Annotated in this window: 12 protein-coding genes; 3 read left to right on the forward strand and 9 right to left on the reverse strand. The window is 59.1% G+C overall.

The features are described 5' to 3' along the window. Positions 1–129: 129 nt before the first annotated feature. The 7 genes from ACRZ96_RS16075 to ACRZ96_RS16105 all read right to left on the reverse strand — a co-directional run bounded on the left by ACRZ96_RS16075 (position 130) and on the right by ACRZ96_RS16105 (position 8,592). On the reverse strand, positions 130–1,434 hold the full coding sequence (locus tag ACRZ96_RS16075; RefSeq protein WP_170515008.1) for a M16 family metallopeptidase: 1,305 nt from the start codon (positions 1,432–1,434) through the stop codon (positions 130–132). After that, on the reverse strand, positions 1,431–2,771 hold the full coding sequence (locus ACRZ96_RS16080; protein WP_480814839.1) for a M16 family metallopeptidase: 1,341 nt from the start codon (positions 2,769–2,771) through the stop codon (positions 1,431–1,433). The genes ACRZ96_RS16075 and ACRZ96_RS16080 overlap by 4 nt, the downstream gene beginning before the upstream one ends. Before the next feature lie 85 nt (positions 2,772–2,856). Continuing rightward, entirely contained in the window at positions 2,857–3,372 is a 516-nt protein-coding gene (locus ACRZ96_RS16085; protein WP_170566971.1) for a DUF3035 domain-containing protein, read from the reverse strand. A gap of 50 nt (positions 3,373–3,422) precedes the next feature. Beyond that, complete coding sequence (gene lspA / locus ACRZ96_RS16090; protein WP_170394647.1) at positions 3,423–3,893, reverse strand: signal peptidase II; 471 nt, start codon at positions 3,891–3,893, stop codon at positions 3,423–3,425. Continuing rightward, entirely contained in the window at positions 3,893–5,482 is a 1,590-nt protein-coding gene (purH, locus tag ACRZ96_RS16095; RefSeq protein WP_170733896.1) for a bifunctional phosphoribosylaminoimidazolecarboxamide formyltransferase/IMP cyclohydrolase, read from the reverse strand. Before purH ends, lspA begins: the two co-directional genes overlap by 1 nt. A 22-nt stretch (positions 5,483–5,504) precedes the next feature. Next, the gene (locus ACRZ96_RS16100) at positions 5,505–7,244 is read right to left on the reverse strand and encodes a heparinase II/III domain-containing protein (RefSeq protein ID WP_170566965.1); all 1,740 of its coding nucleotides are present in this window, start codon (positions 7,242–7,244) and stop codon (positions 5,505–5,507) included. An 88-nt stretch (positions 7,245–7,332) separates the two neighbouring features. After that, complete coding sequence (locus ACRZ96_RS16105; protein WP_480706453.1) at positions 7,333–8,592, reverse strand: RsmB/NOP family class I SAM-dependent RNA methyltransferase; 1,260 nt, start codon at positions 8,590–8,592, stop codon at positions 7,333–7,335. A 90-nt stretch (positions 8,593–8,682) separates the two neighbouring features. Here ACRZ96_RS16105 and ACRZ96_RS16110 point away from each other — a divergent pair, with 90 nt between their 5' ends. After that, positions 8,683–8,865 (forward strand): DUF1674 domain-containing protein, encoded by a 183-nt coding sequence (locus ACRZ96_RS16110; protein ID WP_170394659.1) that lies wholly within the window; start codon positions 8,683–8,685, stop codon positions 8,863–8,865. Here ACRZ96_RS16110 and ACRZ96_RS16115 read toward each other — a convergent pair whose 3' ends face one another. Next, positions 8,866–9,726, reverse strand: a complete 861-nt coding sequence (locus ACRZ96_RS16115; RefSeq protein ID WP_480614451.1) for a LysR family transcriptional regulator — start codon at positions 9,724–9,726, stop codon at positions 8,866–8,868. Positions 9,727–9,825: 99 nt separating this feature from the next. On the opposite strand from ACRZ96_RS16115, the gene tmpA reads away from it, so the two are divergent. Both tmpA and tmpB read left to right on the forward strand, forming a co-directional pair. Further along, complete coding sequence (gene tmpA / locus ACRZ96_RS16120; protein WP_480706455.1) at positions 9,826–10,962, forward strand: 2-trimethylaminoethylphosphonate dioxygenase; 1,137 nt, start codon at positions 9,826–9,828, stop codon at positions 10,960–10,962. Then, entirely contained in the window at positions 10,959–11,549 is a 591-nt protein-coding gene (gene tmpB, locus ACRZ96_RS16125; RefSeq protein WP_170648778.1) for a (R)-1-hydroxy-2-trimethylaminoethylphosphonate oxygenase, read from the forward strand. Before tmpA ends, tmpB begins: the two co-directional genes overlap by 4 nt. 72 nt (positions 11,550–11,621) lie before the next feature. On the opposite strand, the gene dapB is transcribed toward tmpB, so the two are convergent. Then, entirely contained in the window at positions 11,622–12,431 is an 810-nt protein-coding gene (gene dapB, locus ACRZ96_RS16130; protein WP_480706458.1) for a 4-hydroxy-tetrahydrodipicolinate reductase, read from the reverse strand. Positions 12,432–12,507: the final 76 nt, after the last annotated feature.

The following is a 12,507-nucleotide window of genomic DNA, read 5'->3' on the forward strand; positions in this document are numbered from 1 at the left end:
TGCGCCCTGCAAGAGGTCACAAACTCGTTGTTTCCGCCAGTGGTTCGCATCACCCCCTGCCGTCAATTCCAAGAAAAATCATTCAATAACAACGAATAATTCTGTTCGGCAGCGGGTAGATGGACGACGTCAGCCGTCCACCCCTTCCGGTTTGCCGACGATGGTGAAATGCAGACCCTCGGGGTTCAGCAGTTCAGACGCCACCCGGTTCACATCCTCCAAGGTCACTGCATTCACCTTGTCGTTGCGAGTCGCAATGTAGTCGATAGGCAGATCTTCCATCTGCATCCCGACCATGATTCCGGCAATCTGGCCATTGCCGTCAAAACGCAGCGGATAGGCCCCGGTCAAATAGGTCTTGGCGTCATCCAATTCTTTCTGCGTCACACCTTCCGCAGCCGCGCGCGCCCATTCCTGTCGGATCACCTCGACCGCTTCGGCGATACGGTCATTGGCAGATGAGACCGAGCCCAGATACACCGACGCCAGATCCTTGGGCACCAGATAGGTCGCCACGCCATAGGTCAAACCACGTTTCTCACGTACTTCCTGCATAAGGCGACTTTCGAATCCGCCGCCGCCCAGAATGTGATTCAGGATATAGGCCGCAAAGAAATCGGGATCGTCGCGATCAATGCCACTTTGCCCGAACAGGGCGACGGATTGCGGAGTGTTGAAGTCCACTACGCTGACACCGCCGTCAATGGTGACCTTCGCCTTGTCTGGAATGGGTTTCCCGGTTGCTGGCAGATCCAACAGCAATTCGTCCAACAGTACCCCCAGCTCTTCTGCTGTGATGTCGCCGACAGCCCCGACGTACAGTCTGTCCTTGGCAAAGACATTGTCGTAGGCAGCGACGATGTCGTCGCGGGTCAGGCTTGAAACGCTTTCAATCGTACCTTTACCGTCCGACGCATATGGATGATCCCCATATGCCATTTCAGCAAAGCTGCGTCCGGCAATATCGCTTGGATCAGTCTGGTCGGACTTCAGACCCGAAATCACCTGAGCGCGCACCCGATCGATCGCATCCTCATCGAAACGCGGTTCATGAATTGTGGTCTGCAGCAAATCAATCACTTCATCCCGGTTCTCAGTCAGGAACCGCGCCGAAATGGAGACCGTATCATCTGTTGCCCTGTAGCTGAAGGACGCAGCCAGAGATTCAAGTTCGCGTGCATAGGTGCGGGCATCCATGTCGCCGGCGCCTTCCTCAATCAGGCCGCTCATCAGATAGACCGCGCCGCGTTTGTCGGGATCATCCAGCGACGTTCCTCCACGAAACCGAAGTTCCAGCGCAGTGAAGGGGATCGAATGATCTTGGACCAGCCAAGCGGTAATACCACCGGGCGAGGTTACCTCTTTGATCTTAATCTCGGCCCAGGCGGGAAGGGCAATGATCAGCGCAATTAGCGTTGCGGCAAACCGTTTCATTGTGTCACCTCATCGTCACGCATCAGCCAGCCAGTGACCGAGGTTTCAGGTTGCAGCACTTCACGGGCAGCCGCGATGATCTCGTCACCCGTCACAGCCTGCAGGATGTCGGGCCAAGCCTGCACATCCTCGACCGTCAACCCGCTGGTCAACGCACGACCATAGCGGTTTCCAATACCGTCCACGTTATCGCGCGCATAGGTCTGCGCGGCGCGGAGCTGCATCTTAATGCGCTCCAGGTCTTCATCCTTGACACCTTCCGCGATGAAATCCGCAACGGCCTGATCCATGGCATCCTCCGCATCCTGAAGCGAAACGCCCTCAGCCGGCACAACGATCAGATCAAAGGTCGTGTCATCCAATGAGACCCCCTTGTAGAACGCACCGGTATAGACCACCTTCTGCTGCTCAAATTGCAGCTTTTCATTCAGATATGAGGTTGTGCTTCCTCCCAGCAATTCCGCCAAAAGGAACAGGGCAGCGGCCTTCTCCTGCTCACCGGCGTCCCGTTCAGGGGCCAGATAGCTGCGCTGCACGTAGGGTTGTGCGACACGCGCATCCTTGAAGGTCAGGCGACGTTCGGCAGTCTGGGGTGGTTCTTGCGAGCGTATCCGCTCGGGCAAATCAGGGTTGGCTGGGATAACACCGTAGTACTGATCGGCCAACGCCCTGACTTCGTCGGGGTCAACATCTCCGGTGACGACCAATATGGCGTTATTGGGTGCATAATGGGTCTGGTAGAAGGACAGGGCGTCGTCCATATCCAACGCCTCCATCTCGTGGCGCCAGCCGATAATCGGCGCTCCGTAACGGTGGTTCAAATATTGCGCTGCATTCATCTGTTCTCCGAACAGAGCGCGTGGATTGTTTTCGCTCCGCTGATTACGCTCTTCCAGAACCACGTCGCGTTCGGTGATGATATCATTCTCGGTCAGGCGGATGTTGCGCATACGATCTGCCTCCATCCGCATCATCAGTTCCAGCCGGTCAGCGGCGACACGCTGAAAATAGGCGGTGTAGTCGTAAGAAGTGAAAGCGTTGTCATTGCCGCCATTGGCCGCGACAGTGGCTGACAACTCGCCCGCTTCCATTGTGTCGGTGGCTTTGAACAGCAGATGTTCCAGGAAATGTGCAACGCCAGAGGATCCGATCGGTTCATCGGCGGATCCGGCCCGGTACCAGACCATATGCTGCACAACAGGAGCGCGATGATCCTCGACCACTACGACGTCCATGCCGTTTTCCAGCGTAAATGTGGTGACAGCCTCTTGCCCCTCTTTCGCGAACAAGGGGGTGGCGGCGATCAGGGCAGCCGACAATGCCAGGGCCCGAACCATGGGGCATCCTCCGTTTCATTTCTGATATTCAAACTACGGTGGTGCCGCCGGGGTTCAAGGCCAATGACGGAAAGTTAAGAAGAATTCATTCCAGCGGCGGGGCCGACGGCGTTTCGATCCCACGACGACGCGCCGCTTCATTGGTCGCGTTCGCATCGATTGACTGACGTTCATAGACCTGCGAGTACCGATCAACCGGGAACAGGCGCAGGCGGGTCCAGCGACCGCGATTTTTGCGGAATGCCGCATCCTCTTCGGCCGTTATCTGGCGCGTATTGGCAGGAACGCCATATCTGCTTGAGGCCGTCACAAGCGCGGCATCGCTGGCCGGTATTGAGGTATTCGGGTTCAGCGCTGCCTCACTACCACCCAGCGCCACAACGGCGTCCGCTTTGGGGTTAGGATCGGTCAGGTTTGCACCGCCGGGAGTCGGCGCTGGAAGAAAGGCGTAGTCCTTGGGCTGGGTCAGCGGCTTGACGGGCAATACCGAAAATTCATCCGGCCCCGCTCCGGGCGGATCAAGATTGCGCAAACCAATATCGGAACAGCCCGCAACGACAACGGCGAGTGTCAGAACAAGAATGGCGCGTGGCATACGCATCAGTGTCTCCAGCCAGTTTCAGGCGCTTTTATCGCATATCGTCCGGCAGGTCACGAGGGCTTTTTGCCATCGAACAGGACCAATCCCAAAGCTCCCGCAAATATGAACACATCCGCCAGATTGAACACAAAAGGGTTGCTGATCCCGCAGCAGGACATGTTCAAAAAATCCAGAACATAGCCGTAAAGCACCCGGTCCACGACATTTCCCAGCGCACCGCCGATCAGGAGACCGCCGCAGAATTGTTGAAGCTTCGTAGGAGCGATGCGGCCCAGCCAGATCAGGACGCCCAGGCAGATCGCCACGGAAACCCCGATCAGCACCCAGCGGGCGGCGTCACCGTCGCCCTGAAACAGGCCAAAATTGATGCCGCGATTCTCGCCGTATCTGAAAACCAGAAGCGGTGGCAGCACGTCGATATCGCCCTGCGCCACGCGCATTACGTGAACGACCAGATACTTACTAATCTGGTCGATCAAAAACGCCGCCAATCCGGCCCATAGGATGAACGAACCGCGCATCAGTGACGGAAATGCCGCATGCCGGTGAAGACCATGGCCAGACCGGCCTCATCCGCCGCCGCGATCACTTCATCATCACGCATCGAACCGCCGGGCTGAATAACGCATGTTGCGCCTGCCTCGGCGGCCTCCATAAGCCCATCGGGGAAGGGGAAGAATGCATCAGAAGCTACGGCCGAACCGATGGTCAGCGGCTGGGGCAAGCCCAGCGCATCAGCCATACGCTCGGCTTTCTTTGCCGCGATCAGTGCCGAGTCAACGCGGCTCATCTGCCCCGCGCCGACACCCACGGTCGCGCCGTCTTTGACATAGACTATGGCGTTGGATTTGACATGTTTCGCCACTTTCCACGCGAACAGCAGGTCGCGCATCTGCTCCTCAGATGGCGCTTTTTTGGTGACCACCTTCAAGTCATCCATACCAACAAAGCCGTTATCCTTGTCCTGCACCAGCAGGCCACCGGCCACCTGTCGCACAGTTTTACCACCGGCGGTCACATCCGGCAGAGCTTCGGACGTCAGCAGGCGCAGGTTCTTCTTGGCGGCGAAGATCGCCTTGGCCTCGTCTGACGCCCCCGGAGCGATCACAACCTCGGTGAAAATCCCCGTGATCTCCTGCGCGGTTTCCGCGTCCAGCGGTTGATTCAACGCCACGATACCGCCGAATGCCGACGTCCTGTCGCAGTCGAACGCGGCTTTATAGGCCTCAAGCAACGTCGCACCTATCGCTACACCACACGGATTGGCATGCTTGATAATCGCACAAGCTGCCCCTTCGGCCGGGTCGAACTCAGCGACCAACTCAAAGGCGGCATCGGTATCGTTGATGTTGTTATAGCTCAGTTCCTTGCCCTGATGCTGTACGGCCGTCGCCACGCCCGGACGACCCGAGCCATCTACATAGAACGCTGCCGACTGGTGGCTATTCTCGCCATATCGTAAGGTCTGTTTCAGCTCACCGGCAAAGGCGCGGCGTTTGGGCGCCTCAAGCTCCAGCGCATCGGCCATCCAGTTGGACACGGCTGTGTCATAAGCGGCAGTGCGGGCATAGGCCTTTTGCGCCAACCACTGACGGAAGCCCAGAGAAGTCTTACCGTAATTCTCTTCCAGCTGATCCAGCAGCGACGAGTAGTCTTCGACGTCCACAACCACGTTTACAAAAGCATGGTTCTTCGATGCGGCACGGATCATGGCTGGGCCGCCGATATCGATGTTCTCGATACACTCATCATAGGCAGCGCCCTTGGCCACGGTCGCTTCAAATGGGTAGAGATTTACCACAAGCAGATCGATTGCGCCGATACCATGTTCGTTCATCGCGGCGACATGGGTGTCATTATCGCGCAGAGCCAGCAGCCCGCCATGGACCATCGGGTGCAGCGTTTTGACCCGGCCATCCATCATCTCGGGGAAGCCGGTGATCTCGCTGACATCTTTCACCTCCAACCCCGCATCGCGTAGCGCCTTCGCGGTACCGCCGGTCGAAAGCAGTTCAACCCCGCGTTCGGCCAACGCCGTTCCCAGCTCGATCAGCCCGGTTTTGTCGGAAACGGAAAGCAACGCGCGGCGCACGGGGTGAAGGTCGGTCATGGGTCCAAAGGTCCTTTTGGCGTCAGTCGAAAACGGGCTCGTCCCGGTGCGTATCCCGCACGGCATAGGCTGTATCCTGAGCCTTGCTGAGCGTCCACCGGATGCGCGTCGCATACTCCATTGCGCGCCCAGATAGAACGATCTGTTTTGTCGCGCGTGGCTTCAAACGGCCTTTTTCAAGGTAAACGCTTGGTTCAACTGACAACTTTCCAACGCCATCATGGCGGAAAACCCATATCTCACCGCTCTTGAGCGCCATCGACACCGCAGCGCCACCCAGATCAAGTGCCGCATCAACGTCAGGATGCAGGTGAAACCGGATGTCAAAGGCTATCCCCTGCAGACCTGCCCCGTCCATCGCGCGATCGAACTGCCGTTTGGCTTTGTCGGTTGCGGTCAGCAGAATATCCTCGCCCACCAGCTCACGCCCGTCAAAGCGCAGTTCAAGCGTGCGGGCATGGGTCAGGCCAAACACTTTAGCGTAGCCGTCATGACCCACCATAAAGCGGGTGCCTTCGAATGCATCCTCGAAATCCACGGGCACATCCTGCGGGCCATCCACCAATGCTTCCTGCGACGACCCATTTGCGCCTTCTGCAAGCCGGGCGCTGGAATACCCTTCGACGCATAGGGTCGAATGCGACGGGGTCGCGCGCCCTGCCCTGCGCCATTCCTGCCCAAAACTGCCGCCTGATCCACAGTTCACGATCAGAGGACGGCGCCCCGAGGTCAGCTCAAACGCAAGCGAGGATGCGTGGGCGTTGAACGACGCAGCACCTTTGGGAGGCGCGCTGGCATCCACCAGAACCGTGGTTCTCGAGGCGGCAAGCCGTGCATAACCCATTGACAGGTCCGAATGCTGCTGCGGCTTGACACCGCTTTGTGCCAGTGCCTGATCCAGCCGCCCTTCAAGCCCACGCCCGCCCCCGTGAAATCTGGCCAGAGATCCATCTGCATGACGCAGATTTCGCAGAGTAGGTGCAATGCGCTTGATCGCCCCGGTCTGAGAGGCAGGCGTGCCTCGGCCAACTTCACCAAGTGCAGCAGAGGTCCAGGCCAGCAGAGTGAAGACCTCCAGCAATTCCTCAGGGTTGCGGGTGAGAATGCCGCCCTCGGCATCGATCTGGCGGTCGCATTCCCGGGCCAGTGCGCGCAATGCGGGATCAGCCAGTTGCTCCAACCCCTCCAGGGCCAAACCAGCCTGAACCAGCCCTGCGAGCGCTTCGAATCTCGGCAATCCTGGTGTTGCTGCTGTCCAGCGTTTGGAAAGAAACCATGTTTGTTGTGCCAAGGAGCGGAAGAAAGCTCTGCTTTGCGCTTCGTCAGCGCCGCGTAGCAGAAATTGCGCGTGGTTGATCCAGCGCATCACCCGGCGCCCGGTCAGGTCCGGCGCCCAGCCGGGCCCCTTCCCGCGCCCATGTGCGGTGATCCAGCCCCAGACCCATCGCTGCGCCTTTTCACGGGCGCGCATATCGCCGACGGCTGCCAGATCATCCAGCCAGATGAAACCGTGGCGTTCATCATCAAAATCCGGACTGGGCGCAGCAACATCCCAGAGATCGGTGTCATCCGCCTCGACCAGATATCCAGCGAAAAGGAGATTCCCGGCCACCAGTTGTCGCCCGCGTGCAAACGAACCGACGGTGCGCGGCTCAGGCTGGCTGACGAATCCCGAAACCGCCTTCCGCCTTTGGCTCAGGCGCGCGTAAAGGCGGTTCTGAAACCGCATCCAGCGATTGGCCATTGTGTCCGATTCTGACATGACGCTTGCGACTCTGCCCCTTGCGCTCTGCGGGCGCTTGAACACACGATAGACCGGTCCGCGCGTCAAGTCATCGAAAAGCGTCGCCTCAAGCGGATTTGTTCAGACAGGCGATATAGAACCCGTCCATGCCACCCTTGTCCGGCCAGAAATCCGGGCGCAGACGCAAGCCACCTTCTTCTGTAATCCAGTCCGGTTCAACGCCCGCAATCTCAAGCGCCGCACGGTCAATCTGCATATCCGGATATTGATCCAGCGCCTCTTCGATCTGCACCTCTCCTTCGTCCGGCAACAAGGAACAGGTGCAATATACCAATCGGCCTCCGGGTTTGAGCAGGGTCCAGGCATGGGCCAGCATACGGGCCTGTAGCTCGATCAATCCCCCGAATTCCGAGCCATCCTTGGCGAAGGGTAAATCAGGATGGCGGCGAATCGTGCCCGTGGCCGAACACGGCGCGTCGAGCAGGATGGCATCATACTGGCCCCGATGGTCCAGCGCATCACCAGCGATCACCTTAGCCTCCAAACCTGTCCGTTTCAGGTTCTCGCGCACCCGCTCCAACCGTGTTTCAGAGATATCCAGCGCCGTGACCTCTGCCCCTACCACAGCCAATTGCAACGTTTTGCCACCGGGCGCAGCGCAAAGGTCCAACGCCTTTTCCCCGGCTTTCGGGGCCAGCACGCGCACAGGCAGCGCCGCTGCCGCATCCTGAACCCACCAGTTTCCACGCTTGTAGCCCGGCAAAGCCGACACCTGCCCCGCATCCTGCAAACGGACTGAGCCGGTGGGCAGGGCTTCTCCGCCCGGCGCCTCAGCGCCCGGTTTCAGCGTCACGTCCAGCGGTGCACCATTGAAATGGGCCTGTTCCATACCCTTTACTGCGTCATCGCCCCACGCCATGATCAGAGGATCGCGCAGCCAGTCGGGCAGACGGGGCACGCGCATCTTGGGCCAAGCATCCGGTCCATCGGCGGCAATCTTGCGCAAGACTGCATTCACCAACCCCTTGAGCCGCCCATGCTTGCGCGAGCGTCCCACGATCTCGACCATCGAATTGACCACGCCATGCGCGGCCTCGCCCTGACACAACTCGACCGTTCCAAGCCGCAGCGCGTTATGCACCGTTAGCGCCGGTGTCTGCCGCAAGTGATCCGCCAACAGCCGGTCGGCACGCTCAAGTCCGCGTAGGGTTTCAATAGTCAGACGCTGCGCGCGCGCGCGATCCTCGGGTACCAGACGATCCAATGCGCCGGCCGCCAGACATTCAGGTAACAACCGCCCCTCGCCCAATATCTGATCCAGCAGATAGATTGCACTGCGCCGCGCGGCGGTTGCAGAGTTTGACATGATGCTGAGTGCCTCTCGTGACCTTTGCCGCATTGCCTTGGGCGGACGAGGGCGTATATCAAGGCCCTGAACAGAAAGGAACCCGATGTCATGAGTGACGAGCGCAAAGACCTGCCCCCCGCCGCTCAGCGCGCATTGGCCGAGGCTGAGGAACGTCGCAAAAAGGCCGAAGCGGAAGCCAAGGCGCAGCCCAAGGAACTGGGTGGGCGCGACGGTCCCGATCCGGCCCGCTATGGTGATTGGGAAAAAAAGGGCATCGCCATCGACTTCTGATCAGGCCCCGCCCCGCAGCGCTTGCAGAAAGTCGTCTATCAAAGCCCTTTGCCGTTTCGACCTTGCCCGATCCTCGGGCCATGTCAGCCAATAGCCATCCTTTGTCCTAAGCTCGGGCATATCCAATCTGTGTAATTGACCAGTCTTTAAGCTGCCCGAAGCCAACGGTAGTGAACCCAACGCGATCCCCATGCCCTGACGCGCCGCCGTGATCGCGTGACCTACCGAATCAAAACTGATCCGGCCAGCCGGTAATTCATCAACCCCCGCTACCTGCGCCCAGTCCTTCCAACCGGGGCGTTCTCCGCGCAAATCAATCAGCGGCGCACCCCAGTTGATGCCGGATGCGGCCATCGGTGCCAGCACTTCGGGCGCAATAAGCTTTGCCTTTCGTCCAGGCCAGACACCTCTGCCATAGCGGATCTGCAGCCAAGTACGTTCTTCCTCCAGCGAGGCGCGGCGGGCCATCGAATCTGTCATTACACGCACATTTGGCTGCGCCTCAAGGAACGTGGGCAAGGCTGGTAGAACCAGCGCGTGGATATGCGACGAAAGTCCCGCGACCCGAAGCTCGCGCGGAGTTTTGCCGAACAGATCCTCGGTATTGCGTTCCAGTGCTTGCAGGCTGTCCTGCACCAATGGCAGATAGCTTTCGCCTTCGATGGTCAGCGAAACACCGCGGGCTTCGCGCACAAACAATGACCGGCCCAGCCACGCCTCAAGATTGCCTATCCGTTGACTGACCGCCGCCTGCGTCAAACCAAATTCGCGCGCAGCAGCAGAAAAACCACCCAGCCGCCCGGCGGCTTCGAACACACGCAGCCAGTCCAATGGAGGTAGTCCAATCTTCTTCTTAGCCATAAGTATTCCCAGCCCTCAGTGGCAATAAGGTTTAATTGTAGTAATGCCACGGAGCGCGTATCTCCTCAAGCAAAGCCCGCGCCGAACAGGAGAGACCCCATGCTGCGCTCAGCCACTTTCGACCCATCTGTGGTCACTATCGCGTTTTCCGATGGTACCCAGGCCAGATTTCACGCCATTTGGCTGCGCGACAATGCGCTGGACCCCGAGACCCGCGCCCCCGGCAACGGGCAGCGCCTGATTACCATCGGCGATATCCCCACCGATATCTCGGTCAGCGCTGCCGAGATCCAAAATGGCGATCTGAGTGTTACCTTTCAGCCCGAAAACAAATCCGTGATGTTCCCTGCCGATTGGCTGGCCGATCACGTTTATGACCGCGAACAGGCGCAAGAAGTTGGCCGCACCGCATCCGGCGTCACCACATGGGAGCGTGGTATCAGCGCCCCCAGCGGTGACTGGGAAAGGGTGCACACCGACCCTGAGGCCAAGCGCAGCTGGCTGGCTGCCGTCGCGGAGTACGGCTTTGCCAAGCTGACAGGTGGCCCGACCGAGCCGGAATCGCTGCTGAAAGTGGCCGATCTGTTCGGCTACGTGCGCCAGACAAATTATGGCCCCTATTTCGAAGTTCGGACCGAGGTGAACCCGACCAACCTCGCCTATACTGGGTTGGGGTTGCAGGCCCATACCGACAACCCTTATCGCGACCCGGTGCCGACACTGCAAATCCTCTACTGCCTTGAGAATTCGGCCGAAGGCGGCGATTCCATCGTTGTAGATGGTTTCCGCGCGGCTGAGCGTCTGCGCGATCTGAACCCCGAGGGCTTCGCCTTGCTTGCAGGCTATCCGGCACGGTTCGAGTATAAAGGTTCGGACGGGGTCTGTTTGCGGTCACGTCGCCCGATGATCGAGCTTTCCCCCGATGGCGAGTTGATCGGCATTCGCTTCAACAACCGCTCGTCTGCGCCGTTCGTGGATGTACCCTTTGACAAGATGGAAGCCTACTATGCAGCCTATCGCCAGCTGGGCGAGATCATTGACGATCCCGCTATGGGCGTGTCTTTCAAGCTGGAACCGGGCGAAAGTTTCATCGTCGACAACACTCGCGTAATGCATGCACGGCTGGGCTATTCCGGGGCCGGGTCTCGCTGGTTGCAGGGATGCTATGCTGACAAGGATGGGCTGCTTTCGACACTGGCCGCCATGCAGATGACACAACCGGAGGCGGCGGAATGAAACCCGATTTCTCGACCTTAAACCGGGACAATATCGTGGCCTTTATCGGTGACATCTTCGATCGTCGGGGGGGAGAGGAATATCTGGGGGAACCCGTCACCATGGCCCAGCACATGCTGCAAGGTGCCACGATTGCGGAACAGAACGGACAGTCTGAAGAAATCATCGTCGGTGCGTTGTTGCACGACATTGGCCATTTTACTTCGGAATTCGGCACTTACCATCCGGACGATACCGAGGACCGGCATCATGAAGATGCAGGTGCCGAGGTGTTGGAGCAGTTCTTTCCGTCGGTCATCACCGATTGCTGCCGGTACCACGTGGCAGCCAAGCGGTATCTCTGCGCCACCAAGCCGGAGTATTTCAATCGCCTGTCCGCAGCCTCAGTCCATACGCTGGAACTGCAGGGTGGTCCGATGAGTGCCAAGGAGATAGCCGAGTTCGAGGCAAATCCGAACCTGAAAGAAATCATTCAGGTCCGTTATCTGGACGAAGCGGGAAAACGCGCTGATATGGAGACCCCGGATTTCGCCCATTTCGCACCGATGGTACAACGGATGGTCGACCGGCACATTCAGGCAAGCTGAGACAACTTTCATCTGCCCGATCGATAGAGCCAAGAAAATTCGTCGAATTTTCTTGGCTCTTGATCCTAAAGCCTACAGCCCCAGAACATCCACCATGTCATACTGGCCCGGCGCCTTGCCTTGACCCCACAACGCGGCTTTGAGCGCCCCACGGGCAAAGATCGCACGGTCAGTAGCCAGATGGCGCAACACGATACGCTCACCGGGTGCCGCGAACAGGACATCGTGTTCGCCGACAATGTCTCCGCCACGAATGGCGTGGAAGCCGATGTCGCCGCGTTTGCGCGCACCGGTAATACCGTCGCGGCCCCTATCGGCCACATCCGACAACTTGACACCGCGCCCCTCGGCGGCGGCTTCGCCCAGCATCAAAGCTGTGCCTGAAGGCGCATCGACCTTGTGATGGTGATGCCCCTCGATGACCTCGATATCGAAATCCTCATCCAGCGCGGCGGCAACCTTTTTGGTGAGCTGCACCAACAGATTGACCCCAAGGCTCATATTCCCGGCCCGCACAATCACAGCATGGCGCGCGGCAGGTTCCAGCGCGGCGATCTGTTCGTTATTCATGCCGGTAGTGCCAATTACGTGAACGCACCGCGCCTGCGCGGCCAGTGCGGCAAATTCCAGTGTCGCTTCGGGCGCAGTAAAGTCGATGACGGCCTGTGCCTGTGCAAATGCCTCCAGCGGATCGTCAGTAACGGTAACACCGAGCGCCTGCCCGCCCATCACCTGACCTACATCCTGACCGATCCAGTCATGGCCCTTACGCTCGACCACACCAACCAGACGCGCCTGATCGCTCTCAGACACGGTCTTGATCAGCATCTGCCCCATACGGCCCGAAGCCCCTGTGATAACGATCCCCGGAATATGGGTCATTGCGCTGGTCCTTTCTAAAGTCGGCTCAAAGCCTCCTAACCCGTTCGCGCCCGCTTGGCAAAGCCCCGCTTTGGGC

It is taken from the genome of Ruegeria sp. CF1, assembly GCF_056537445.1.

Coding starts and splice junctions, on each gene's coding strand:
- ACRZ96_RS16075 (WP_170515008.1), bottom strand. CDS start 1,434: ATGAAACGGTTTGCCGCAACGCTAATTGCGCTGATCATTGCCCTTCCC.
- ACRZ96_RS16080 (WP_480814839.1), bottom strand. CDS start 2,771: ATGGTTCGGGCCCTGGCATTGTCGGCTGCCCTGATCGCCGCCACCCCC.
- ACRZ96_RS16085 (WP_170566971.1), bottom strand. CDS start 3,372: ATGCGTATGCCACGCGCCATTCTTGTTCTGACACTCGCCGTTGTCGTT.
- lspA (WP_170394647.1), bottom strand. CDS start 3,893: ATGCGCGGTTCGTTCATCCTATGGGCCGGATTGGCGGCGTTTTTGATC.
- purH (WP_170733896.1), bottom strand. CDS start 5,482: ATGACCGACCTTCACCCCGTGCGCCGCGCGTTGCTTTCCGTTTCCGAC.
- ACRZ96_RS16100 (WP_170566965.1), bottom strand. CDS start 7,244: ATGTCAGAATCGGACACAATGGCCAATCGCTGGATGCGGTTTCAGAAC.
- ACRZ96_RS16105 (WP_480706453.1), bottom strand. CDS start 8,592: ATGTCAAACTCTGCAACCGCCGCGCGGCGCAGTGCAATCTATCTGCTG.
- ACRZ96_RS16110 (WP_170394659.1), top strand. CDS start 8,683: ATGAGTGACGAGCGCAAAGACCTGCCCCCCGCCGCTCAGCGCGCATTG.
- ACRZ96_RS16115 (WP_480614451.1), bottom strand. CDS start 9,726: ATGGCTAAGAAGAAGATTGGACTACCTCCATTGGACTGGCTGCGTGTG.
- tmpA (WP_480706455.1), top strand. CDS start 9,826: ATGCTGCGCTCAGCCACTTTCGACCCATCTGTGGTCACTATCGCGTTT.
- tmpB (WP_170648778.1), top strand. CDS start 10,959: ATGAAACCCGATTTCTCGACCTTAAACCGGGACAATATCGTGGCCTTT.
- dapB (WP_480706458.1), bottom strand. CDS start 12,431: ATGACCCATATTCCGGGGATCGTTATCACAGGGGCTTCGGGCCGTATG.